Annotated in this window: 19 protein-coding genes; 12 read left to right on the top strand and 7 right to left on the bottom strand. The window is 71.3% G+C overall.

Going from position 1 to position 24,551, the window contains the following annotated elements:
- The first annotated feature begins 80 nt into the window (after positions 1 to 80).
- From ACWEVS_RS19230 to ACWEVS_RS19200, 7 genes are all read left to right on the top strand, one after another.
- Positions 81 to 959 (top strand): LysR substrate-binding domain-containing protein, encoded by an 879-nt coding sequence (locus tag ACWEVS_RS19230; RefSeq protein ID WP_449929313.1) that lies wholly within the window; start codon positions 81 to 83, stop codon positions 957 to 959.
- Entirely contained in the window at positions 952 to 1,230 is a 279-nt protein-coding gene (locus tag ACWEVS_RS19225) for an acylphosphatase (protein ID WP_354909542.1), read from the top strand. The genes ACWEVS_RS19230 and ACWEVS_RS19225 overlap by 8 nt, the downstream gene beginning before the upstream one ends.
- Positions 1,231 to 1,420: 190 nt before the next feature.
- Complete coding sequence (locus ACWEVS_RS19220) at positions 1,421 to 1,615, top strand: hypothetical protein (RefSeq protein ID WP_183656443.1); 195 nt, start codon at positions 1,421 to 1,423, stop codon at positions 1,613 to 1,615.
- 177 nt (positions 1,616 to 1,792) lie between these two features.
- On the top strand, positions 1,793 to 5,479 hold the full coding sequence (gene smc, locus ACWEVS_RS19215) for a chromosome segregation protein SMC (RefSeq protein ID WP_452552617.1): 3,687 nt from the start codon (positions 1,793 to 1,795) through the stop codon (positions 5,477 to 5,479).
- Positions 5,480 to 5,543: 64 nt separating this feature from the next.
- On the top strand, positions 5,544 to 6,716 hold the full coding sequence (ftsY, locus tag ACWEVS_RS19210) for a signal recognition particle-docking protein FtsY (protein WP_449929318.1): 1,173 nt from the start codon (positions 5,544 to 5,546) through the stop codon (positions 6,714 to 6,716).
- 363 nt (positions 6,717 to 7,079) lie between these two features.
- Positions 7,080 to 8,732 (top strand): tetratricopeptide repeat protein, encoded by a 1,653-nt coding sequence (locus ACWEVS_RS19205; RefSeq protein ID WP_452552615.1) that lies wholly within the window; start codon positions 7,080 to 7,082, stop codon positions 8,730 to 8,732.
- Positions 8,733 to 8,737: 5 nt separating this feature from the next.
- Positions 8,738 to 9,937: an MFS transporter gene (locus ACWEVS_RS19200; RefSeq protein ID WP_452552613.1), complete on the top strand. Its 1,200-nt coding sequence runs from the start codon at positions 8,738 to 8,740 to the stop codon at positions 9,935 to 9,937.
- On the opposite strand, the gene ACWEVS_RS19195 is transcribed toward ACWEVS_RS19200, so the two are convergent.
- The 3 genes from ACWEVS_RS19195 to ACWEVS_RS19185 are packed head-to-tail and all read right to left on the bottom strand — an operon-like array spanning position 9,903 to position 12,753.
- Positions 9,903 to 10,721 carry an ABC transporter ATP-binding protein gene (locus ACWEVS_RS19195; protein WP_452552611.1) on the bottom strand — a complete coding sequence of 273 codons (819 nt, stop codon included), beginning with the start codon at positions 10,719 to 10,721 and terminating at the stop codon, positions 9,903 to 9,905. The genes ACWEVS_RS19200 and ACWEVS_RS19195 overlap by 35 nt on opposite strands.
- Positions 10,718 to 11,761, bottom strand: coding sequence for a FecCD family ABC transporter permease (locus tag ACWEVS_RS19190; RefSeq protein ID WP_452552609.1), 1,044 nt, complete (start codon positions 11,759 to 11,761; stop codon positions 10,718 to 10,720). Before ACWEVS_RS19190 ends, ACWEVS_RS19195 begins: the two co-directional genes overlap by 4 nt.
- A complete protein-coding gene (locus ACWEVS_RS19185) occupies positions 11,758 to 12,753 on the bottom strand; it encodes a FecCD family ABC transporter permease (RefSeq protein WP_449929327.1) in 996 nt (331 codons plus the stop codon). Before ACWEVS_RS19185 ends, ACWEVS_RS19190 begins: the two co-directional genes overlap by 4 nt.
- A 98-nt stretch (positions 12,754 to 12,851) precedes the next feature.
- Here ACWEVS_RS19185 and ACWEVS_RS19180 point away from each other — a divergent pair, with 98 nt between their 5' ends.
- Positions 12,852 to 13,847 carry an ABC transporter substrate-binding protein gene (locus tag ACWEVS_RS19180; RefSeq protein WP_449929329.1) on the top strand — a complete coding sequence of 332 codons (996 nt, stop codon included), beginning with the start codon at positions 12,852 to 12,854 and terminating at the stop codon, positions 13,845 to 13,847.
- A 137-nt stretch (positions 13,848 to 13,984) separates the two neighbouring features.
- On the opposite strand, the gene ACWEVS_RS19175 is transcribed toward ACWEVS_RS19180, so the two are convergent.
- Complete coding sequence (locus tag ACWEVS_RS19175; RefSeq protein WP_452552608.1) at positions 13,985 to 15,055, bottom strand: PLP-dependent cysteine synthase family protein; 1,071 nt, start codon at positions 15,053 to 15,055, stop codon at positions 13,985 to 13,987.
- Positions 15,056 to 15,292: 237 nt separating this feature from the next.
- Here ACWEVS_RS19175 and ACWEVS_RS19170 point away from each other — a divergent pair, with 237 nt between their 5' ends.
- The 3 genes from ACWEVS_RS19170 to ACWEVS_RS19160 all read left to right on the top strand — a co-directional run bounded on the left by ACWEVS_RS19170 (position 15,293) and on the right by ACWEVS_RS19160 (position 18,865).
- Positions 15,293 to 15,889, top strand: a complete 597-nt coding sequence (locus ACWEVS_RS19170) for a sigma-70 family RNA polymerase sigma factor (protein WP_354922027.1) — start codon at positions 15,293 to 15,295, stop codon at positions 15,887 to 15,889.
- A gap of 652 nt (positions 15,890 to 16,541) precedes the next feature.
- Positions 16,542 to 17,330, top strand: a complete 789-nt coding sequence (locus ACWEVS_RS19165; protein ID WP_449929333.1) for a polysaccharide deacetylase family protein — start codon at positions 16,542 to 16,544, stop codon at positions 17,328 to 17,330.
- Positions 17,327 to 18,865, top strand: a complete 1,539-nt coding sequence (locus ACWEVS_RS19160; protein ID WP_452412489.1) for a helicase HerA-like domain-containing protein — start codon at positions 17,327 to 17,329, stop codon at positions 18,863 to 18,865. Before ACWEVS_RS19165 ends, ACWEVS_RS19160 begins: the two co-directional genes overlap by 4 nt.
- A 56-nt stretch (positions 18,866 to 18,921) precedes the next feature.
- Here ACWEVS_RS19160 and ACWEVS_RS19155 read toward each other — a convergent pair whose 3' ends face one another.
- Both ACWEVS_RS19155 and ACWEVS_RS19150 read right to left on the bottom strand, forming a co-directional pair.
- On the bottom strand, positions 18,922 to 19,680 hold the full coding sequence (locus tag ACWEVS_RS19155; protein ID WP_452412491.1) for a MerR family transcriptional regulator: 759 nt from the start codon (positions 19,678 to 19,680) through the stop codon (positions 18,922 to 18,924).
- 10 nt (positions 19,681 to 19,690) lie between these two features.
- Positions 19,691 to 20,575, bottom strand: a complete 885-nt coding sequence (locus tag ACWEVS_RS19150; RefSeq protein ID WP_452552606.1) for a DUF2268 domain-containing protein — start codon at positions 20,573 to 20,575, stop codon at positions 19,691 to 19,693.
- A 401-nt stretch (positions 20,576 to 20,976) separates the two neighbouring features.
- On the opposite strand from ACWEVS_RS19150, the gene ACWEVS_RS19145 reads away from it, so the two are divergent.
- Positions 20,977 to 21,627 carry a DUF2461 domain-containing protein gene (locus ACWEVS_RS19145; RefSeq protein WP_354921982.1) on the top strand — a complete coding sequence of 217 codons (651 nt, stop codon included), beginning with the start codon at positions 20,977 to 20,979 and terminating at the stop codon, positions 21,625 to 21,627.
- A gap of 334 nt (positions 21,628 to 21,961) precedes the next feature.
- Here ACWEVS_RS19145 and ACWEVS_RS19140 read toward each other — a convergent pair whose 3' ends face one another.
- Complete coding sequence (locus ACWEVS_RS19140) at positions 21,962 to 24,520, bottom strand: hypothetical protein (RefSeq protein ID WP_452552604.1); 2,559 nt, start codon at positions 24,518 to 24,520, stop codon at positions 21,962 to 21,964.
- Positions 24,521 to 24,551 lie beyond the last annotated feature (31 nt).

Raw genomic sequence — 24,551 nt, 5'->3', positions numbered from 1 at the left:
GGTCACAGCCTTCGGGGGCTGGGGGTGCGGGAACAATGACGAGGATCGAACCCTTGGTTTAGTCAGGCTAAGGAGTCGTGATGGAGTTCAGGGAACTGGAGTGCTTCGTCGTGCTCAGCGAGGAACTGCACTTCGCCAGGGCCGCCGAACGCCTCTACCTGTCGCCCGGCCGGGTCAGCCAGCTCGTACGGGCGCTGGAGACGCGTATCGGGGCGCGGCTGTTCGACCGCACCAGCAGGCGGGTACGGCTGACGCCGCTGGGCGAGCGCTTCCTGGGTGACCTGCGCCCGGCCTACGACGGCCTGGCGATCGCGGTCGGCAGGGCCAGGTCGGCTGCTCGCCGGGTCGAGGGCGTGCTGCGGGTGGGTTTCCTGGGCACCCCCACGGACGTCGTCACCGGCACGGTCAGGGAGTTCGAGCGGCGCCATCCCGCCTGTGCGGTGGAGCTGGTCGAGGTGCCGATGGCCGATCCGTTCGGCAAGCTGCGCGAGGGCAGGGTGGATCTGAGTTTCACGCTGCTGCCCGTGGACGAGCCCGACCTGGTGACGGGGACGGGGCTGAACAAGGTCCCGCTGAAGGTGGCCCTCTCGCCGCGCCACCCGCTGGCGGGCCGGGCGCGCATCGGGGCGGAGGAGCTGGCCGAGCTGCCGCTCGTGGGTCTCGACGGCCCCGCGCCGCGCCGGTGGCGCGAGCTGACCGCGCCTGCGACGACGCCGCTCGGCCGTCCGATCCCCTCGGCGGGTACGGTCTCCACGAGCCAGGAAGGGCTCACGCTGGTCGCGCTGAACAGGGGTGCCATGCTGTTCTGCACCCCGACCGCGGCCTACCACGGGCGCGACGACATCACGTTCGTGCCGGTCGAGGGGTTGCCCGACTCGGTGCTCGGCCTGGTCTGGCGCAAGGAGGGGGAGACGGCGTCGGTGCGCGCCTTCCAGCAGGCAGGAGTGGGTCATGAGTGAGAACGTACGGTTGACCGCGTGGGTGCGGGGCCATGTGCAGGGTGTGGGGTTCCGCTGGTGGACCAGGGCGCGGGCGCTGGAGCTGGGGCTGGTCGGCTGGGCCCGTAACACCCCGGACGGCCGGGTGGAAGTGGTGGCCGAGGGGTCCAGGGAGGCGGGCGTCAAGCTGGTCGAGCTGCTCAAGGGTTGCGACACCCCGGGCAGAGTCGATGGAGTTGTGGAGCGCTGGAGTGAAGCACGAGGTAGTTTGAGTGGGTTTGTGGAACGGTAGGCCTTTCGTCAAACGCTCCAAATAGGGTATATTTGTATGTCGGGAGTGCCCATCGGAAGGGACATGCGGTGCGTTCGACTTGACCGCCCACACTGCCGATGCGACTCTTGTTAGGTACCACGCGCACTCCTCCCGCAGAACAACAAGTGCGCGAACCAATCTGGTCACTCAGCGTGGAGGACCCTTTACCATGGCGAAGGCTCTACTCGGCCACGTCGGCGGTCCTGATCCTCGGATGGTCTCGGAGATGCGGCGGTTGCAGCAGCGGATCCGTGACCTGGAGGCAGAACTCACCCGGCTCCAGGCACAAAACGACGCTCTTGCGGCGCAGACTCGTGACGAGGCGTTCAGCCGTCTGCAGGAGCGCGAGCCGGCTCTCACCTGAGAGATCGGGAGCGCCACATCAGGGACGTCTCGGAGAGACGTCCCTTGCTATTTTCTCCGCCGCCTTTTCTTGGCGGCGTTTTTACTGCCCGTCCCGTGTGGAACGCGCGGTGACCAGCGGCCGGGTCCGCGGCCCAGTAGGCTTTCCCGAAGTCGTTTCAGGGGAGGGCAGCGTTCGGTGTATCTGAAGACCCTCACGCTGCGCGGCTTCAAGTCCTTCGCCTCGGCCACCGTCCTCCGCCTCGAACCCGGCATCACCTGCGTGGTCGGCCCCAACGGCTCGGGCAAGTCCAACGTCGTCGACGCCCTCGCCTGGGTCATGGGCGAGCACAGCGCCAAGTCGCTGCGCGGGGGCAAGATGGAGGACGTCATCTTCGCCGGCACCTCCAGCCGCCCGCCGCTGGGCCGGGCCGAGGTGACGCTGACGATCGACAACAGCGACGGCGCGCTCCCGATCGACTACACCGAGGTCACGATCAGCCGCCTGATGTTCAGGTCGGGCCAGAGCGAGTACGCGATCAACGGCGACACCTGCCGGCTGCTCGACATCCAGGAGCTGCTGTCCGACTCGGGCATCGGCCGCGAGATGCACGTCATCGTGGGCCAGGGGCAGCTCGACGCGGTTCTCCACGCGGGTCCCGAGGACCGGCGGGCCTTCATCGAGGAGGCCGCCGGCGTTCTCAAGCACCGCAAGCGCAAGGAGAAGGCGCTGCGGAAGCTCGACGCGATGCAGGCCAACCTCACCCGCGCCCAGGACCTGGCCACGGAGCTGCGCCGCCAGCTCAAGCCGCTCGGCCGGCAGGCCGAGATCGCCCGCAAGGCCGCCGTGATCCAGGCGGACCTGCGCGACGCGCGGCTGCGCCTGCTGGCCGACGACGTGTGCATCCTGCGCGAGACCCTCGAAAGGGAGGCGGCCGACGAGGCGGCGATCCTGGCGCGCAGGGCGCAGGTGGAGGCCGAGCTGGCCGAGGGGCAGCGGCGGGAGGAGGCGCTGGAGGCGGCCGAGGCCGAGGCGCAGCCCAGGCTCACCGCCGCCCAGGAGACCTTCTTCCGCCTCGCGTCGCTGCGCGAACGCTTCACCGGTCTGGAGCACCTGGCGGCCGAGCGCCACCGGCACGCCCTCGACGCCGCCTCGATCGAGCGGCGCGGCCGCGATCCCGAGGAGCTGGAGCGGGAGGCGGCCGAGGTTCGCGAGCAGGAGCTGGAGCTGGCCGCGGCGCTGGAGCAGGCCCAGGAGCTGCTGGAGGCGGCCGTGGGCAGGCGCGAGGAGGCCGAGGCCGCGCTGAAGGCGGAGGAGCAGCGCCTGGCGATGGCCGCCAGGGCGGCGGCCGACCGGCGCGAAGGGCTGGCCAGGCTGCGCGGGCGGGTCGACTCCGCGCGCAGCAGGGCCCGCGCCGCCGAGGACGAGATCGGCAGGCTGAGCAGGGCGGTCGCGGAGGCCGACGAGCGGGCCGCCCGCGCCCGCGAGGAGCTGCAGGCCCAGGAGGCCGAGGAGCCCGCCGTCGATCCGGCGCTCACCGAGGAGCTGCTGACGGCCCAGGCGGCCGTCGAGGAGGCCGCATCGGCGGCCGACGCCGCGCGCGAGGCCGTCGAGCGGGCCAAGGAGGCGCTGGCCGTGCCGCGCGCGGAGCTGCAGGCCGCCAAGGCCGCGGCCGCCGCGGCACGCGGCGCCGACCAGGAGGCGCAGCGGTCCGTCGCGGCGCTCCAGGCCCGTCGTGAGGCGCTGGAGCTGGGCCTGGCCAAGGGCGCCGACGGCGGGGCCGCGCTGGTGGCGGCCGGCCTGCCGGGAGTGCTCGGGCCGCTGGCCGCCACGATGACGGTCACGCCAGGCTTCGAGGTGGCCGTCGCGGCCGCCCTCGGGCAGGTGGCCGAGGCGGTCGCCGTCGAGTCGCTCGGCGCGGCGGTGGAGTCGCTGGAGCACCTGCGGGCCAAGGACGCGGGACAGGCGACGTTGCTGGTGACGGCGGCCCCTGACGGGCTCGCGGGTTCGGCGGGCGGGCGGGCCGTCCTGCCGGACGCGGGCCGGTGGGCGGCCGAGCTGGTCGGCGTGCCCGAGCAGCTGCGGGCGGCGGTCGACCATCTGCTGGCGGACGTCGCGGTCGTGACCGACCTCGAGGCGGCCCGCCTCCTCGTCGAGCGGCAACCGGAGGTGCGGGCCGTCACGCGGGGCGGCGACGTCGTCGGCGCCCACCTGGCCAGCGGCGGATCCGAGGGCGGCACCTCCGTCCTGCAGGTGCGGGCCGCGCTCGACGACGCCGTCGCCGACCTGGAGGAGGCGAGGGAGCGCGCCGAGCGCACGGCGGTCGACCTGGAGGCGGCAGCGGCCGGCGAGCTGGCCGCGCAGGCCGCGCTGGAGGCCGCGCAGTCCCACGTCAACGAGGCGCAGAGCGCCGCCGGGAGCGCGCAGGCCGGGGTGAGCGCCGCGCAGAGCGCGCTCGACCGGGTCAGGGCCCGCCAGCGCGAGGCCGACCAGGCCGGCGCGGCGGCGGCCAGGCGGCTGGCCCAGCTGGGCGCCGCAGCCACGGCGGCGGCCGAGGAGTCCGAGCGCCTGGCGGCCGGCGTGCGCGCGGCGCAGGAGGCGCGCGAGGAGGGGCTGGCCGAGCTGTCGGAGCTGGAGATCGAGCTCGCCGAGGCCGAGTACGCCCAGGAGCTGGAGACCGAGCCGACCACCGAGGTGCGCGACGAGCTGGCCACCGCCTGCCAGCTGGCCAGACAGGCCGAGATGGAGACCCGCCTGCAGGTCCGCACGGCCGAGGAGCGGGTCAAGGGCATCGCGGGCCGGGCCGACGGGCTGCTGCAGGCCGCCCAGCGCGAGCGCCAGGAGCGGCTGACGGCCGCCGCGCAGCGGGAGCGGCGCAGGCGGCAGGCGGCGGTCGCCGACTCGGTGGTGCGCGGCGCCAAGCAGGTGCTGCGGGCCCTGGCAGCCTCGATCGAGCTGGCCGCGCGGGAGCGCGACGAGGCCGACCTGGCGCGGGTGGCCGTCGACGCCGAGCTCAAGCAGGTACGGCTGCGCGTCAGGGAGCTCGGCCAGGAGCTCGACAAGCTGGTCAACAGGGTGCACGGCAGCGAGATGGCCCGCACCGAGCAGCGGATGCGACTCGAGCAGATGGAAGAGCGGGCGCTGGAGGAGTTCGGCATCTCCTCCGAGGCGCTGATCGCCGAGTACGGCCCCGCCGCCCTGGTCCCCGGCGACCCGCCCGTTCCCTACGTGCGCGAGGAGCAGGAGAAGCGGATGAAGGCCGCCGAGCGGCAGATGAACCAGCTCGGCAAGGTCAACCCGCTGGCGCTGGAGGAGTTCGCGGCGCTGGAGGAGCGCCACGCGTTCCTGACCTCCCAGCTTGAGGACCTCAAGAAGACGCGGCGCGAGCTGATGACCGTCGTGCAGGAGGTCGACAACAGGGTGGAGCAGATGTTCGCCTCCGCCTACGAGGACGTGGCCAGGGAGTTCGAGCAGATCTTCACCCGCGTCTTCCCCGGAGGGGAGGGGCGGTTGATCCTGACCGATCCCAGCGACATGCTGACCACGGGCATCGAGGTGGAGGCCAGGCCGCCGGGCAAGAAGGTCAAGCGGCTGTCGCTGCTGTCGGGCGGCGAGCGGTCGCTGACGGCGGTCGCGTTCCTGGTCTCCATCTTCAAGGCGCGGCCGTCGCCCTTCTACGTGATGGACGAGGTCGAGGCGGCGCTCGACGACACCAACACGCAACGCCTGCTGACGCTGTTCGAGGAGCTGAGGGAGAATTCCCAGCTGATCGTCATCACGCACAACAAGCGGACGATGGAGATCGCCGACGCCCTGTACGGCGTGTCGATGCGCGGCGACGGCGTCACCCAGGTGGTCTCTCAGCGTCTGAGGGAGAACGTCTGATTTTGTACAGCACGTGGCATTGCGGGGCGTGACCATCCCGGACGATCTGGAAAACTGAGTTGCTGTGAGTGAATACCTCGGCATCATCGTGATCGTGATCGCCGTCGCCGTTCTGGCGGTCGGCGGCATGTTCTTCCTGTACAGACCGGGGCGTAAGGCCGTGCCTCCGCCGGTCGAGGCGCCCGAGGTCAAGCCTGCCCCCGAGCCGGAGGCCGAGCGGGCGCAGCCCGAGGAGGAAGGCGCCACGACCACGGTGCCGCCTCCGGTCAAGCCGGCTGAGCCGCTCATCAAGAAGCCCGAGGTGGAGATCCCTCCACCGTCCGCGGGCCGGATGGTACGGCTGCGCTCACGCCTCGCCCGTTCGCAGAGCGTCCTGGGCAAGAGCCTGCTGGAGCTGCTCTCCCGCGACAGGCTCGACGACGAGGTATGGGACGAGATCGAGGAGAGCCTCATCACCGCCGACGTCGGCATCGCGCCGACCCAGGTGATGGTGGAGGAGCTGCGCACCAAGGTCAAGGTCCTGGGCACCCGCACCCCGGAGGAGGTGCGCGGGCTGCTGCGCGAGGAGCTGCTCAAGCAGATCGACCCCGAGCTCGACCGGACCCTCCGGGTGGGCAAGCACGGTGAGCGCCCGGCGGTCGCGCTGGTCGTCGGCGTCAACGGCACCGGCAAGACCACCACGACGGGCAAGCTGGCCCGCGTCCTGGTCGGTGACGGCAAGAAGGTCGTGCTCGGCGCGGCCGACACCTTCCGCGCCGCGGCGGCCGACCAGCTGCAGACCTGGGGCGAGCGGGTCGGCGCCGAGGTGGTGCGCGGCCCCGAGGGCGGCGACCCGGCCTCGGTGGCCTTCGACGCGGTCTCCAAGGGCATCGACGACAAGGCGGACGTGGTCATCGTCGACACCGCGGGCCGCCTGCACACCAAGACGGGCCTGATGGACGAGCTCGGCAAGGTCAAGCGGGTCATCGAGAAGAAGGCCACGGTCGACGAGGTGCTGCTGGTCCTCGACGCCACCACGGGCCAGAACGGCATGCGGCAGGCGCAGGTCTTCGCCGAGGTGGTCAACATCACCGGCATCGCGCTGACCAAGCTCGACGGCACGGCCAAGGGCGGCATCATCATCGCGGTGCAGCGCGAGCTGGGCGTGCCGGTGAAGCTGGTGGGCCTGGGCGAGGGCCCGGACGACCTGGCGCCGTTCGACCCCGAGGTGTTCGTCGACGCGATCCTGGGCGACTGACGTTCAAACATGTTTTCGGCTGCCCCGTGCCCTGGCACGGGGCATGTCCGTTTAAGCGAGGAAATGTCCCTTATCGGACATTCTCTTGATCTCGATGATCAGCCGTGTTCACATGAGTCGGTCAATACGAGATCGCGGACGGCTGCGCGAACGTCCGCGGTCTCTTCGTGGGGTCCGACGAAGAAGGTGGACATGAAGAAGGTTGTCGTGTACAAGAGCGGCTCCGTCAAGCCGGCAGGCTCCGCCGCTCCGCGGCACAAGGGCTGATCGGCGGGTGGCCGGCGTCCCCCTGACGGGACGCCGGCCACGCTGCTGTCCGGACCACGAAACCGCCCAGGAAACCCTCAAGGGGATCGCGTACACGTGACCGTCATCGACGCCGACCGGCGCATCCACGGGCCCTACACGCTCGCCGCCGCCCTCCTCGACCTGTTCGTCCCCGAAGCCCTCGAGCGACGGCCCGACCTGGTGGCCGCGCACGACATCGAGATCGCCGCCGCCGCGCCGCACCTGAAGATCCCGAGGAGCAGGTCCTCGCTGGCCGAGGCGCTCCCGCAGGCGGAGCGCATCCTCATCCCCGGCGCCCGCCGGACGTTGCGGATCGCCAACGGGCTGGCCCAGTTCGTCCGGGCCTGCCTCGACGGCGAGCGCCGCACCGTGACCGTCGACAACCTCGAAGCGGCCGACCAGACCGACACCGAACTGGTCGAGGTCCTTCGCAGGCGGGTGCCGGAGCTGACCGTCGTCGCCGGCGCCTCACGACCGGGCGGCCCCGTCCCGCCCGACTTCGACCGCTACCGCGACGAGGGGTTCCACCACGCGATGGCCGAGGCGGGGCTGGCCGCGCTGGAGGATCTGCGCCACGACGACGACCCCGAGCGGTGGATGACGCTCATCCACCGGACGGCCGGGGCCCTGGAGGCGATCGACAGGGAGGACGCGGCGTCCGACCTGTACGAGCAGGCCAGGCGGCACACCGTCGACCCCAGGCACCGGGCGTCGGTGGCCTGCTCGCTGGCCACCCTGCTGGTGCGCCACCACGACCAGGCCGCGCGCGATCCCGAGGCGGCCGTGGCGTGGATCAACGAGGCCATCACGATCACCTCGCTGCTGGCCGACCCGCGCGAGCGCGCCTTCCACCTGGGCTTCGACCTCAACGCCAAGGCGCTGATCGAGGTGCGCAGGAAACGGTTCGGCGAGTCGGCGCGCCTGGTCCAGGCGGCCATCGACCTGGCCGAGCGGGATCTGGCCGACGTGCACCCGATCCACCGGCTCGTGCTGTACGCCAACAGGGCCCAGCTCAGGGCGATGTCGGGCGAGCCGGAGCAGGCGCTGGCCGACTACACCCGCGCCATCGAGATCGACCCCGGCTATCCCGACTACTACCTCGACAGGGGAGACCTGCTGCGCAGGCTCGGCCGGACGGAGCAGGCGCTGGCCGACTTCGAGAGCGCCATGCGGCTCAGCCCGCCGTGGCCGGAGCCCTACTACAACCGGGCGGAGCTGCGCTACGCCGCCGGCGACCTGGACGGCGCGCTCCACGACCTCGACCGCGCGCTGGAGCTCGATCCCGACTTCGCCCCCGCCTACGTCAACCGGGCCGGGCTCAGGGCGGCGACCGGGCGGTACGGCCCGGCCAGGAGCGACGTCGAGCGAGGGCTCGGCCTCGATCCCGGCAACGCGCACCTGCTGTGCGTGCTGGGCCAGATCGAGGCGGCCGAGGGCAGACCGGCCGAGGCGCGGGCGGCCTTCGACGCGGCGCTGAAAGCCGACCCCGGCCTGGTCGAGGCGTGGGCGAGCAGGGGGGCGCTGGAGTTCGACCTCGGCCGGTACGGCGAGGCGGCGGCCGACCTCGACCGGGCCGTGGCGTTGAAGGAGAACCCCGAGCTGCTGTTCAACCGGGCGATGGCGATGCGGGCCGCGGGCCGTACCGAGCAGGCCACGGCGGACCTGCGCAGGGCCGCCGAGCTGGCCCCCGACGACCAGGACATCAGAGCGGCGCTGTCGGGGGAGTGAGAGCGATGGGCGCGGGGTTCTGGCTTCTGCTGTCCGGGTTCCTGGTCTCCTCGCTCGGGACGTGGATCTACCGGCTGGCGCTGCCGCTGCTGGTGCTGGAGCTGACGGGCTCCGCGCTCGGCACCGGTCTGGTCTACGTGCTGGAGTACCTGCCCTACCTCGCCCTGGCGATGTTCGGCGGCGTGCTGGCCGACCGGCACAGCCGCAAGGTGATCCTCGTGGCGGGCGACCTCGCCGCGGGTGCCCTGGCCCTCGCCCTGGCCGTGGTGGTGACGCTCGGCGCGCCGCCGCTCTGGCTGATCTACGCGATGGCGTTCCTGCTGGCCTGCGTCGATCCCCTCTACCAGCCCGCCTTCCGGGCGCTCGTGCCGTCGCTCGTGCCCGTCGAACGGCTGGCGCCGGCCAACGCGCGCATCCACATCGGCGAGCACGCGGTCAACCTGCTCGGCCCGATGCTGGGCGGCGCGCTGGTCGTCGCCTTCGGCCACCAGGTGGCGATCTACGTGGACGCGGCCACCTTCCTGCTGTCGGCGGCGCTGATCGCGCTCATCAGGACCGCTCCGGCCGTGACGAGGGCCTACCGGTCGGTGCTCGCCGACCTCAGGGAGGGGTTCGGGTACCTGTTCGGGGCGGACCGGACGGTGCTGACGCTGGCGGTGTTCGCTTTCGCGGGCAACTTCGGGGTCTGGCTGCTGCTGGCCGACATGGTGTTCTACCTGACCGCCTACCACCACTTCAGCCCCGGGCAGATCGGCGTGGTCTACGCCTTCCAGGGCGCCGGCGCGGTGCTCGGCGCCCTGCTCGGTGGCCGCCTGCTGCCCAGGGTCAGGCCCGTCACCCTGATCAGCGCCGGCATGCTGCTGGAGGGCGTGTCCATCCTGGCGCTGATCCCGGCCCGCGGGCCGCTGCTGATCGGGCTGGCGTGGATGGGGCAGTTCGCCGCGGCGGGCGTGGGCATCGTGGCCGTCATGACCGTACGGCAGCGCCTCATCCCCGACCACCTGCTGGGCCGGGTGCTGGGCACCGCCCGCATGATCGCCTTCCTGGCCATCCCGCTGGCCGCGCTGACCGCGGGGGTCTTCGAGTCGGCCGCGAACAACGCGTACGCGCTCATGGCGTTCGCGGGAGCGGTCAGCCTCTTGATCGCCCTGGCGGCGGCGAGGTCGCCGCTCAGAAACGTGGTTCTGGAGCCAGCCGCTCCCTGACCGGCACCCTGGTGCCGATGGGGACGACGAGCGGGGTGCCGGCGACCGGGTCGTCGATCACCATCGCGTCCAGCTCGAACACCTCGCGCAGGAGGTCCTCCGTCAGCACCTCGTGCGGCGTGCCGGCGGCGACGACCCGTCCGGCGCGCATGGCGACCAGGCGGTCGGTGTAGCGGGCGGCCAGGTTGAGGTCGTGCAGCACCATGACGATGGTCCGGCCGGCCTCGGTGTGCAGGTGCCGTACCATCTCCAGCACCTCCACCTGGTGCGCCAGGTCGAGGAAGGTGGTCGGCTCGTCGAGCAGCAGCAGGTCGGTGCCCTGGGCCAGGGCCATGGAGATCCACGCGCGCTGCCGCTGGCCGCCCGACAGCTCGTCCAGCGGGCGCTCGGCCAGGTCGGCCAGGCCCGTCATCGCCAGCGCCCTGGCGACCGACGACTCGTCGTCGGACGACCACTGGCGGTACCACGTCTGGTGTGGGTGCCTGCCCCTGGCCACCAGGTCGGAGACCGTCAGGCCCTCCGGAGCGGTGGGGGACTGGGGCAGCATGCCGAGGACCTTGGCGACCTCGCGGGTGGGCATCCGGTCGATGCGCTTGCCGTCGAGCAGCACCTCACCGCCCGAGGGCTTCAGCAGGCGGCCGAGGGCGCGCAGCAGGGTGGACTTGCCGCAGCCGTTCGGCCCGATGATCGTGGTCACGGTGCCGGTCTCGACGCCGAGGTCGAGCCCGTCCACGATGACGCGCTCGCCGTAGCCGAGCCTCACGTTCACGGCCTGGAGCCTCATGTGCGTGCCCTCCAGATGAGGTGGATCAGGTACGGCGCGCCCAGCACCGCGGTCACGACGCCGACGGGCAGCTCGATGGGGGAGAAGGCGACACGGGCGATCAGGTCGGCGGCTGCGGTGAGCAGCGCGCCCACGACCGCCGAGGACACCAGCGGCGGCTGCGCCGACCTGGCCAGGCGCAGGGCGATCTGCGGCGCCGCCAGCGCGACGAAGGCGATGGGGCCGGCCGAGGCGGTGGAGACGGCGGCCAGCAGCACGGCGGCCAGGAGCATCAGGCCGCGTGCCAGGTTCATCCGCACGCCGAGCGAGGTGATCGTGTCGTCGCCGTAGCGCAGCGCGTCGAGAGAGCGGGTGCCGAGCAGGGTCAGCGGGACCAGCACCGCCACCGCGATCGCGACGGGATGGACGTGCTCCCACCCGCGGCCGTTGAGCGAGCCGGCGATCCAGACCATGGCCCTGCCGGTGTCGTTGACGTCGCCGACCGTCAGCAGCCAGAACTTCACGTTCGTGAACACCGCGGCCACACCGATGCCGACCAGGACCAGGCGGTAGCCGTCGAGGCCGCGCCGCCACGCCAGGGCGTAGACGACCGTGGCGCCCAGCAGGCCGCCCAGCAGGGCGAGCGCCGGGATGCCGATGCTGGCCAGCAGGCCGCTGACGCCGCCGTAGGCGCTGCCCGACAGCACGACGCCCGCCACCACGGTGACGGAGGCGCCGGTGGTGACGCCCAGGATCTCGGGGCTGGCCAGCGGGTTGCGGGCGATGGACTGTGTGATCGCGCCGGCGAGGGCGAGCGCCGCGCCGACGAGCGCGCCGGTCAGCGCGCGGGGCAGGCGCAGGTCCATGACGACGAAGTGGTTGGCGCTGCCGGTGTCGACCACCGCCCTGGCGACCTCGGCCAGCGTCATCGGGATGTCGCCGATGCGCATGTTCAGCGCCATGACCAGCAGGACCAGGGCCAGCCCGACGACGCTGACGGCGGCGCCGCGCAGCCGTACCCGCCAGGACAGGCCGCCGATCCTCAACGCGAGAGACGTCACAGCCGCACCGGCTTCCTGCGCCGGACCAGCGCGACGAAGAAGGGCGCGCCCATCAGCGCGAGCACCACGCCCACCTCCAGCTCGCCCGGCGGGGCGACCACCCGGCCGATCACGTCGGCCACCAGCAGCAGCGCGGCCCCCACCAGGCCGGAGAACGGCAGCAGCCACCGGTGGTCGGTGCCCGACAGCGGGCGGGCCAGATGGGGGACGATGAGCCCGATGAAGGACAGCGAGCCGCAGGCCGCGACCGTGGCGCCCGACAGCAGGGTGACGGCGGCGATGCCGACGCCCCTGGTGAGGGCGATGTTCTGGCCGAGGCTGCGGGCGACGTCCTCCCCGAGGGAGAGGGCGTTGAGCCCCGGCGCGTTGATCATCGCGAGCACGAGGCCGACGAGGATGAACGGCACGACCTGCCAGACGACATCCGCCCCTCTGGCGGCGATCGAACCGGACTGCCAGAACCGGAAGACGTCCATGGCCTGCTCGTCCACCAGGACCAGCGCCGAGGTGAGCGCGTAGAGGAAGGCGCTGACGGCGGTGCCCGCGAGAGCGAGCGTGACCGGGGTGGGGCCGCCGCGCCCGCCCACCATGCCGAGCGCGAACACGCCCGCGCTGGCGAGCAGCGCCCCGGCCAGGCCGAACCAGATGTAGGCGTACAGGCTCGTCGCGCCCAGGAAGACGATGCTCGCCACCATCGCGAACGCCGCGCCCTGGGTGACGCCGAGCAGGCCGGGGTCGGCCAGCGGGTTGCGGGTGTGGCCCTGCATCAGCGCGCCCGCCACGCCCAGCGCGATCCCGGCGAGGATGCCGAGCGCGGTACGCGGCACGCGCAGCGAGCGGATCACGATGTCGTTCTCGGTGCCGGTGGGGGACACCAGCGCGTGCCACGCGTCGGCGGGCGGGACCGGCTTGGACCCGATCGTGATGCTCATCACGGCGGCGACCGCGACGACGGCGAGAAGCCCGCAGAACACCGCACTGCGTCGTCCCACGTGGCTTTCCTTCCTTGTTGCCGGCCCCGGTGAAGTATGCCAGCTTAGGCATAGCTAATCTAAATGAGGTTTGCCTAACCTAAACCTGGAGAGATTCGATGAACGCGTTGCGCGCTGTGGCCATGGGCGTGGCGGGAGCCGTACTGAGCCTGGGCATGGCCGCCTGCGGCTCGACCACCACCCCGGCGGACCAGCCCGCGGGCACGCAGTCGGCAGGGGCCGCTCCCTTCCGCGTGATCAAGCACGCCATGGGCGAGACGAAGATCCCCGCCCAGCCCAAGCGCGTCGTCGCGCTGGACCAGAGCTTCGTCGACGCGGTGCTCACGCTGGAGACCCCGGTCGTCGGCTACACCACCTACCGCTCCATCGACGACAAGCTGCCCGACTACCTCGGCGAGGTGGCCCAGCAGTACGGCAAGGAGGCCACCCCCGTCGGCACGCTGGAGCAGCCGAGCCTCGAGAAGATCATGGCGCTCAAGCCCGACCTGATCGTCTCGGCCAAGGTCAGGCACGAGGCCCTCTACAGCAAGCTGTCGCAGATCGCGCCGACCGTGTTCAGCGAGACCACCGGCGCCATCTGGAAGGAGAACATCCGCCTCATGGGCCAGGCGCTCGGCAAGGAGGATCTCGCCGACACCAGGATCAAGGCCTTCGAGGAGCGCGCGGCCACCATCGGCGACGAGATCAAGAAGAAGGACGGCGCGCTGCCGACCGTCTCCGTCGTCCGCTTCGCCGGCGAGCCGACCACCCGCCTGTACGTCGAGAACTCCTACTCCGGGATCGTGCTGAAGGACGTGGGCTTCACCCGTCCCGCCGACCAGCCGAAGGACCCCAAGGCGATCGCCGTCGACATCAGCCAGGAGCGCATCGCCGAGTTCGACGCCGACCACATCTTCGTCTCCACCTACGCCGACCCGTCGGCCGAGGCGCCGAAGCAGCAGTTCGTGAACAACCCCCTGTGGGGCAAGCTCAAGGGGAAGAAGCACGACGTGGCCGACACCACGTGGATGAGCGCGGTCGGCATCCAGGGCGCCCACTCCATGCTGGACGACATCGCGAAGATCTTCGGCGTGGACCCGGCGCGGTCCGCCTGACCCTCCGCTCCCGCACGCGGCCCCGTGCCACCTCCGGCGCGGGGCCGTCGCGCTCTTCCGGGGCCCGTCAGGTTTCCGGGGACCCGGTCAGGTCGCGCTCTTCCGGGGACCCTGTCAGGTTTTTCCGGGGACCCCCGTCAGGAGGACAGGAACGCCCGGAAGGCGGCCAGGTCCGGCTGGATGTCGATGCCCTGGGCGGCCAGCCACGCGTCGTCGCCGTAGGTGCCGCGGTAGCGGTCGCCGCTGTCGCAGATCAGCGTCACCAGGCTGCCGTGCTCGCCCTGGGCCCGCATCTCGGTGATGAGCCGCACGGCCGCCGCCACGTTGGTGCCGGTCGAGCCGCCCACGTCGCGCCCGGTGACCTGGCACACCCACCGCATGGCGGCGATCGAGGCCGCGTCGGGCACCCTGATCATCCGGTCGATCACGCCGGGCAGGAACGACGGCTCCACGCGCGGCCGCCCGATGCCCTCGATCCGCGACCCCGGCGCGCCCTCCTCCGCGCCCGACACCCACGACGGGTAGAACGCCGAGCCCTCCGGGTCGACGACCGCCAGCCGCGTGCTGTAGCGGCGGTAGCGGATGTAGCGCCCGATCGTGGCGGAGGTGCCGCCGGTGCCGGCCCCCACCACGATCCACTCAGGCTCGGGGTAGGGCTCCATGGACATCTGCGCGTAGATCGACTCGGCGATGTTGTTGTTGCCGCGCCAGTCGGTGGCCCGCTCGGCATAGGTGAACTGGTCCATGAAGTGGCCGCCGGTCTCGGCGGCGATCCGGTGCGACTCGGCGTAGATCGCGGAGGGGTCGTCGACCAGGTGGCACTTGCCGCCGTAGAACTCGATGAGGGAGATCTTCTCCGGCGAGGTGGTCGCGGGCATCACCGCCACGAACGGCAGGCCGAGCAGCCTGGCGAAGTACGCCTCGCTGACCGCGGTGGAGCCGCTGGACGCCTCGACGATCGTGGTCAGGGGGCCGATCCAGCCGTTGGCCAGGCCGTACAGGAAGAGCGAGCGGCCCAGGCGGTGCTTGAGTGAACCGGTGGGGTGTACCGACTCGTCTTTCAGGTAGAGGTTTACCCCCCAGTGCGGGGGAAGCGGAAACACATGGAGGTGAGTGTCAGAGCTGCGGTTGGTGTCGGCCTCCACCTTCCGGATGGCCTCGGCGACCCAGCGCCGGACCCGACTGTCGTGACGGTCCACGTATTCCATGGTCCATACGCTATCTCATGTGACTCTGCCCACAGTTAGGGCGCAATTGAGTAAAGAGTGTTACGATAATGAGACTTGTCCGGCCGTGGACGTGATGGTGCACGCCGCGAGCATACGGACCGATAGGCCCCCTGACCAGGTAGAACTCCTAACACCACCCTTACGTGTGGTTCGCGAGGATGGTTACGCCTGGGCGACTGACAGGCACCGGGGGGAGAGCATGGAGGGGGAATGTACATGATCACTATGACCGAAGAGCAGCGCCAGGACTGGTTCGAGCGCGACGTCGTGCCCGTGACCTCGCAGCTGTTCGCCTCCGCGATGCGTCTGACCCGTAACACCGCCGACGCGGAGGACCTGGTTCAGGAGACGGTGGCCAAGGCCTACACGTCGTACCACCAGTTCCGTGAGGGCACCAACCTCAAGGCCTGGCTCCACCGGATCCTGACCAACAACTTCATTAACGACTACCGCAAGAAGCAGCGCTCCCCGAAGCTCTCGGCCGCCGAGGAGATCGAGGACTGGCAGCTGCACGCGGCCGAGTCGCACATGTCCAGCGGCCTGAAGTCCGCCGAGACCGAGGCGCTCGAGCAGCTGCCTGACAGCGCGGTGATGAACGCGCTGCGCGCCCTGCCCGAGGACTTCCGCGTCGCCGTCTACCTGGCCGATGTCGAAGGCTTCGCCTACAAGGAGATCGCCGAGCGGATGGGCACCCCCATCGGCACCGTGATGTCCAGGCTGCACCGCGGCCGCCGGCAGCTGCGCGGCATGCTGGAGGAGTACGCCCGCGAGGAGGGCGCCCTCCGTCTGCCCGCACAGCGCGTGGCCGCCTAGAGCTTCCCGCGCGGGCGCACCGGCACCACGCCGGACCGCCCGCCCCTGGCGCCCGACCGGCATCACGCCGTCGCCGCCCGCCCGCCTGTGGCCGCCCGACCGGCGGCCTGTCCCGAGCCCGTGTCCCCGAGGGGCGCGGGCTCCGGCGTTGGACGGCCCCCCGCGTAGATCGATACCAATAGCGTCGAACGGCTTCCCAGGAACACTCCGTGGTTCCATGATTACGGTATGTGTTGTCCCTTGCGGGCACTCGATCGCCCCCAAGCTGGGTACATCCCCCATGTGCGACACGTCCTCGACAGGGGGTTGCGCGTTGACTGAGTCCCGTGCGGCGATCGAGAAGCTTCACGCGGAGCTGACAGGCCTGGGTGTGACCAGCGCCTACGAGGTGGGCGACGACGCCACTCTCTCGGTGTGGATAGGACTTGTCGTGCGGTACCGCGACGGGTTCTACCGATGGCAAGAGGGTTCGGTGAAACGTCGGCATTTGGGTACGGATCCGGTTGGATGTGCTATCAGAGTGGCGCGTCGCCATACCGAGCTCCAGGCTGATATCCCAGTCTGGTGGCATGACCTGGCCAAGGGGCTACGGGGGGGCTCGGTCCAGGACTATCCGTGACGTGGTCCCCCGAGCGCGCTTTCGGGGGGAAGCATGCGGGTGTGGTCAGGGCTGCTGGCCATGATGCTGGTGGCGGGATGTGGCACACCTGCGGCGGTCAAGGGCGGCGGCGTCGTACGGCTCAGCGCGCGGGCTCCCGCCCGTGTCGACCCCGGCGCCCTGGCCAAGTCCCTGACGGCGGTCCAGCCCGGCTGGCCGCATCCCGACCTCACGGTCGACTGCAGGGAGGTCAAGTGCGTGGCGCTGACCTTCGACGACGGCCCGGGCAGGTACACCCCCTGGCTGCTCGACGAGCTCGACGACCTCGAGGTGAAGGCGACGTTCTTCGTCGTGGGACAGATGGTGGCCGCCGACCGCGACCACACGCTGCCCCGCATGGTCGCCGCCGGGCACGAGATCGGCAACCACTCGTGGAGCCACGCCGAACTGCCCAGCCTGTCCGACGAGGGCATCGCGCGCGAGCTCGGCCGTACCCAGGACGTGGTCGAGCAGGTCGCCGGGGTGCGGATGACCGTGATGCGCCCGCCGTACGGGTCGACGGACGCCAGGGTCGCGGCCGAGACCCGCAGGCTGGGGCTGGCCCAGATCCTGTGGAGCGTCGACACCCTCGACTGGCGTGACCGCGTCCCCTCCGTCGTGGCCCGGCGCGCCGCCAAGGCCACGGGCGGGTCGATCGTGCTGATGCACGACATCCACCGCACCACGGTCGAGGCCGTGCCCGACGTGGTCGAGAGCCTCGCCGACAAGGGCTACCGGTTCGTCACCATCTCCGAGCTGTACGGCACGACGCCCGCGGCCGGCAGGAAGTACACCGAACTATGACACACGGCTACGACTTCGAAGGCCCCACCGTCCAGCTCGGCGTCCTCGTCGCCGACGGCGAGCCGCAGGCGCAGGCGCCGATCCGCATGCCGCTGCGGATGTTCAACCGGCACGGGCTGGTCGCGGGCGCGACCGGCACCGGCAAGACCAAGACGCTGCAGCTGATGGCCGAGCAGCTGTCGGCCCAGGGCGTGCCGGTCTTCCTCGCCGACATCAAGGGCGACCTGTCCGGCATGGCGTCGCAGGGACAGCCCTCGGACGGCCTGCTGAGGCGGGTACGGGAGATCGGGCAGGACTGGTCGGGCGCCGCGTGCCCGGTGGAGTTCTACGCGCTCGGCGGGCTCGGCGAAGGGGTGCCGCTGCGCGCCACCATGACCGCCTTCGGCCCCACGCTGCTGGCCAAGGTGCTCGAACTCAACGACACCCAGGAGTCGTCGCTCGGGCTGATCTTCCATTTCGCCGACACCCACGGCCTGCCGCTGCTGGACATGAAGGACCTGCGGGCGGTCATCCAGTACCTCGTCGACAACCCGGAGGTGCTGAAGGGCGTCGGCGGGTTGTCGAAGCAGACGGCGGGAGTGATCCTGCGGGCGCTGACCAACCTGTCGGCCGAGGGCGCCGACCGCTTCTTCGGCGAGCCCGAGTTCGACACCCGCGACCTCATGCGGGTCACCCCGGACGGCAGGGGCGTGGTGTCGATCCTGGAGCTGCCGGCCGTACAGGACCGGCCCGCCCTGTTCTCCACCTTCCTCATGTGGCTGCTGGCCGACCTGTTCGCCGACCTGCCCGAGGTCGGCGATCCCGACCGGCCCAAGCTCGTGTTCTTCTTCGACGAGGCGCACCTGCTGTTCACCGACGCCTCCAAGGCGTTCCTGCGCTCGATCACCCAGACGGTGCGGCTGATCAGGTCGAAGGGGATCGGCGTCTTCTTCGTCACGCAGACGCCCAAGGACGTGCCCGCCGACGTGCTGGCCCAGCTCGGGGCGAGGGTCCAGCACGCGCTGCGCGCCTTCACCCCGCAGGACGCCAAGGCGCTCAAGGCCACGGTCTCCACCTTCCCGCACTCCGACTACGACCTGGAGGAGCTGCTCACGCGGCTCGGCATCGGCGAGGCGGTCGTGACCGTGCTGTCGGACACGGGCGTGCCCACACCCGTCGCCTGGACCAGGCTGCTCGCGCCGCGCTCGCTGATGGCGCCCTCGGACCCGGGCCTGGTAGGGGGGATCGTGGCGGCCTCGCCGCTGCTGCCCAGGTACGGCCGGCCGATCGACAGGCAGTCGGCCTACGAGCTGCTGGCCGCCAGGATGGCCCCGCCGCCGCCGCCTGCCTCGCCCCCGCCCGCGCCCGCGCCTGCGCCCGCTCCCGTCCCCGCTCCCGGTCCGCGCGCTCCGCGGGTGCCGCAGGAGCAGCCCTCGGTGCTGGAGGCGGTGCTCGGGTCGGCGGTCTTCAAGTCCTTCGCGCGGTCGGCGGCCAGCGCGCTGGGGCGGGAGATCAGCCGCTCGGTCTTCGGCACGGCCAGGCGCCGCCGACGCTGACCCCCGCCGAGCCGCACACCCCTGGGTACGGCCCTGCACTGCCCGTCCGTGACGAGCTACATCCGGGTCCGCGCGTACGCATGCAGGGCGTCGCGGACGAATGTCGCCCCGGCGGCGTCGTCGTACATGCCGGCGAAGCGGGGGTCGTCGACGTACATGTCCCCCAGGCCCTTCACCATGTCGATCGAGCGCTCCCGGTCGCCCTCGGCCGTGGGGGTACCCGGGATCTGGCTCAGCCACTCGACGTGCCGGGCAGCCAGGGACTGAGCGTGTTCCGATGTCGGAGAAACCCCGGCCTTCACTGCGGCGACCCATGCGGCGACGAGGTCCTCGGCGGCATGCTTCCAGGCCCGCTGCTGGTCAAGGGTCTTGCCGTGCCACCAGTCGTTGCTCACCTGGAATGCGCGCTCGCCCCAGCGCGAGATCACCTCGTCCTTGTAGCGGTCGTTGAACCCCGCCAACATGACGTCCATCCGCGGTTCCGCCCCCGACTGCAGGGCCTCGAGCGTGTGACGCACAGACCGGATCTGCCGTTCGATACGATCCCGTTCCTCTTCCAGCGCGGCGATGTGGGCGCGGAGCCCGTCGCACGTGTCCACCTCGTCGGCCAGGACCTTGGCGATGGCCGGCAAGCCCATGCCGAGCCGGCGCATGAGCAGGATCCGCTGTAGCCGGGCGACCGCGGCGGGGTTGTAGTAGCGGTACCCGTTCGCGCCGACCCGGGACGGAGCCAAGAGCCCGAAGCGGTCGTAGTGACGCAGGGTGCGGCTGGTGATGCCGGCCCTCGTCGCGAGTTCCTGGATCGTCCACTCCATCGTCCCAGTGTTACCCGCGGCGGAGCGTGGTGGCGATGATCTCCGAGCTGTCGGCGTGCAGGGCCTGCGCCGCCGTCTGCCCGGTCGCCGCCAGGTAGGTGTCGACCAGCCGGTTGCCCGCGGCGTACCCGGCGCCCATCGGCAGTCCGACCGGGGTGAGGCCGAAGCGTTCGGCGCTGGGGTCGCCGTGCACCCAGGCAGTGAAGTTCTGCATGCCTGTCACGTCGAGCCCGGTGAGCACCTTGCCGAAGATCTCGTCGTCGTGCAGGTGCGGCACGCCGATGCGGGTGGGGCCGAGCTCGTCGCCGTAGAGCTGTCGGGCGAACGCGTCGGCCAGGCCCTCGGAGACGATGTGATCGCCGACTGTGACGGTCATCGGGTCCCACACAACGCCGCCCGGGCCGAACCGCAGGTTGTGGTGGAGTTCGTGCACGGCGGTGGCCTCCAGCCGTTCCACGTTCTCGGGGAAGGGCCAGAGCGTGATCACGATGTGGCCCGAGATGCCGCCGAACCCGGTCACTCCTTGGCAGGGCCCCATGAAGTGCTCGTCACCCGGGTCGCCGAGCACGAACAGCACGGTGATGTCCGGGGCCCCCAGCCCCGGCGTCGCCTCCAGCAGTACGGCGAGAGCGTCGTCGAGGGCGCGTCGCATCCGCTCCCAGGCTCCGGCCGCCGCCAGGGTTTCGAGCGCGTCGAGGCAACGCTCCTCGTCACGGTCGATGGGGAACCCGGACGCTTCGAGGTGCATGGCCACCAGGTCGACCTCGTCGGGGTGGTAGCGGTACATGCCCCTGGTGGGCTCCAGCATCGAACGCAGCAGGTCAACGCGGTCCGCGACCGGGGCCAGCAGGATCCGCCGCATGGCGGAGTAGGTGTCAAGAACAGTGATCGACATGGCCCCGATGCTAGAAGTTGACGCAGCGTCAAGGTCAAACAGCTCCAGGGCTCCAGGTCGACGTACAGGCCGTCTTGCCGAGCCGTTCCAGCGACCGACGACGTTGAACAGCGGTCCGCCGAGAAGCCGGCCAGGCCCTCAGCGGTGTGAGAGATCAAGACTCGTCACAGGGCGATCCGCTGCAGGGCCGTCGATCTTCCGCAACCAGGACAGCCGGCCACTCATGTAGGCGGTGTACTCCTCGTCAAGGCTCATGGGTCTCCCAGATCGATGGCTTCACACCCCAGGAGATGCGTCCGGCCCGGGCGCCGGTCGCATGGGACGGGCAGGCTGGGGATCGCAGGGACGTCGGTTCGGGTGGCGGTGCGGTGGCTGTCGGTACCGCATGGCACCCTGTGAGGATGGGATTCACCGGCTTCCCCGACGAGGCCTTCGTCTTCTACGAGGGCCTTGAGGCCGACAACAGCAAGGCCTATTTCACGCGGCACAAGCAGCTCTACGAGGAGGCGGTCAGGGCGCCCATGCTGGCCCTGGTCGAGGACCTGGCCGCCGAGTTCGGCCCCGCCCAGCTGTTCCGGCCGTATCGCGACGTCCGCTTCGCCAAGGACAAGTCGCCCTACAAGACGCACCAGGGCGCCTTCGTCGACGCCATGCCCGGCATCGGCCTCTACGTCCAGCTGGACGCCTCCGGCCTCTACACGGCGGGCGGCTTCTACTCGACCGCCTCCGACCAGGTGGCCCGCTACCGGGCCGCCGTCGACGCGGACATCTCGGGCAAGCCGTTGCAGCGCATCGCCGACACGCTGGCGAAGGCCGGCTACGCCGCCGAGGGCGACCGGCTCAAGACCAGGCCGCGCGGGGTGCCCGAGGACCATCCGCGCCTCGAGCTGCTACGGCATCGCTCGCTCTACTTCGGGCGGCATTTCGAGCCCGAGCCGTGGGTGCACACCGTCCAGGCCGCCGACCGGGTCCGCACGACGTGGCGCGACTACGCACCGCTGGTCGAGTGGCTCTGCGCCCACGTCAGGGGTAGCGAGCTGCCGCCCCGCTGATCCGCACGCCTGTCCCGGGAGTCCGGAAAACCACCCCCCCCGGGCCCGGATCCGCCCGCCCGCCATCCCACGAAGAATGCCCGAGCGGGCCTCGCGTCCCCTGGCGGCGACCGCCGGGCACGGCGACCTCACTTTCCTGGCGGCGACCGTCGTGGCGCGCGACCTCACTTTCCTGGCGGCGACCGTCGTGGCGCGACCTCACCTTCCTGGCGGCGACCGCCGGGAAAGCGGCCTGGCTTGCTCCGGGCAAGCGGGCGGGCAGACGGGCGGGCGGGCCGGGCAGACGGGCAGACGGGCCGGGTAGACGGGCGGCGCAGACGGGCGGACGGGCGGGTCAGGGGGCGTTCTGGCTGGTGGTGGAGTCGCCCTTGAGGATCCGGTCCACCGTCTTGGTCGCCGCCGAGGTGGCCGCCGTCGTGCCGGCCGCGATCACGACGGCGACCAGCGGGGTGGCGAGGCTGCGGACGCTGCGGATGTTGCGCACCCTGGCCCACGGCTCCCCGGCCGTGAACATGATCCGCCACTCCCAGTAGAGGCCGAGGCCGATGAAGACCAGCGCGCCCTGTCCGACCACGATCGCGACCACCTGCAACTTGTCCAGGCCGCCGATGTCGGGGTCGACGAGCGACGGGACGTAGGCCGACAGCTCGGTGACCAGTGCCGCGCTCATCACGAAGAGCGCCTTGGTGACCGGCTGCGTGCCGCGCAGGCGCGGATAGAAGTACCCGTAGAGGAACCCGAAGGCGGGCAGCGTGAACATGAACCGGGAGTCGAACACCCAGCTGGTCAGCTCGACCCCGTCGGGCCAGCCGTAGATGAGGGCGAAGGGCAGCGACAGCAGCAGGCTCACCACGAACGCCGCCAGGCCGTTCTGCCAGGGCGTGCAGGCCGCCGAGGTGGCGAAGGCGGTCTCGGTGTGCGGGGGTTCGACAGTGAGCATGTGGTCGAGTTCGTGGCGCTGGCGTTCGAAGTCCTCCATCGTGAGCTCGCCGGATCCCAGTTTCCCCCTGCTCAGCCGGTAGAGCTCCTGCTCGGATCCGTGCAGCACCCGCCGGTGCAGCGCGTCCCTGACCAGCGCCCGGTGCTCGGCCCGCGAGCAGGGTTCGACGATCTGGGGCCGCGGGCCTGACAGCAGCCAGGTGGCCGCCGCCCACGCCACGAGCGAGGTGATGGCCAGCGACGGCAGCGGCAGCTCGATCACGGTGGAGTCGGGGTCGGCGCGCGGGGTGAGGTAGAGGACCATCAGGCAGACGATCACCGTGGCCTCGACCGCCGGGTCGGCCATGGCGTCGAGTGACGCACCCAGCCGCCGCAGCCGTAGCACCAGCAGCGCGAACGTCAGCAGCAGCAGGCCGAGCGCGCCGCGCGTGACCTCGTTGAGCGGCTGTCCCAGGACCAGCGGGGGCGGCGTCCGGTCGGCGATCTGGTCCGGCTGGACGCTCCACGAGCCCGCGTCGAGCCATTCGGTCGGCCAGCCGAGCAGCAGCAGGCTGCCCAGCACGGCCACCACGATCGCGACGCGCGACCACGACCGGGTGGAGACGGCGATCCCACCGATCGCGATCAGCGACCAGCACAGCGCGAGCACCAGCCGGACGCTGTCGGGAGGGAAGTAGCCGCCGCTCATCAGCGCCCGCACCCACAGCGCCAGCGCCAGGGCGCCTACCGCCACGCCAGCCGTGACCGCGGCCAGCCTGGCCACCAGGACGGCGATGCCGAGGTCGGTGCTGAAGGCCACGGCCGAGCCCGCCGCCGCCAGCGCCGCCGTCGCGGTGCCCGCGCCGAGCGTCAGCGGCGGCACCTGCCCGTGGACGAACGACCAGAACAGCATGCCGCCGGCCACCAGCACGCCGACGCCGGTGACGAGCAGCGCGTCCGTGGAGGTCCACGGCGGCCGGACGGGCACGACCCGGCGCGCGTGGCGCAGCGCCAGCATGGGCAGCGCGCCGAACAGGATCACCGGCCCCAGGTACGGCATGCCCGCCAGGAGCGTGGCCAGCAGCAGCGCCACCACGCACAGGACGGTGCCGATCGCCAGCTCGCGGTTGGGCGTCCGCCGCCACCACGAGGGGCCGAGCGCCTTGCCGAGGAAGACGGTCAGCGCGATCGCGGTGAAGACGCTCAGCACGGGCGTCCAGGAGAACGGGTCGGTCTCCTCGGCGTCGGGCCTGCCGTAGGACCGGTGCGCGAGATGGACCGAGACCGGCGCGGTGAAGGCGGTGAACGCCAGCCGGCCCGGCTGTTCCGTCTCGGGTGTCACCCGCTCGAGCTTGATCACCGTCCAGGAGGGCGCGGTCAGCGTGATCTCGCGCGCGAGGCCCGCCGCGTCCTGCTCGGTCGGGGGCAGGAAGTCCAGCCGCGGCAGCGCGTCGTCGGCGACCTGGCGCAGCATCGTGATCGTGAAGCGCGCCGTGGTCCGCGAGCCGGACGTGGTGAGCACGGGGGCGAGCCTCGTGGCGGGGATGAGGACGGCCGCGCGGTCGTCGGTCTTCACCGCTCCGAGCCGGCGGTCGGTGAAGCCCTGGATGTCGTCGGGGAAGGGCCCCTCGGAACGCAGGAGCGTCGCCAGCAGGTCGGTGCGGTCCAGGACGAGGCGGTGGACCACGGTGATCTTCAGCTGCCGGTCGCGCTCGTCGATCCTGCCCTGCGGCACCGTCGCCAGGTCGGTGTCGGTGGCGTCGGCGATCGTCACCTCGGTGGTCAGCTCGGGCGGCCTGCGGGGGGTGTGGTCCTGCGCGCCGTACACCTCGAGCAGCGAGGGGGTGTGGGGGGTGGGGGTGGGCGCCGCGTAGGTGACGGGTCTGGCCTCGACCACGCACCAGACGATGGCTCCCACGGAGATCGCGGCCAGCGCGTACGCGACGATGCTCCTCAGCCGGCCCACAACCAGCATGATCCACGCCGCTAGGTAACGGAGGGATCAC

The organism is Nonomuraea sp. NPDC003754, from assembly GCF_053605785.1.
This window is presented reverse-complemented; position numbering and strand designations above follow the sequence as displayed.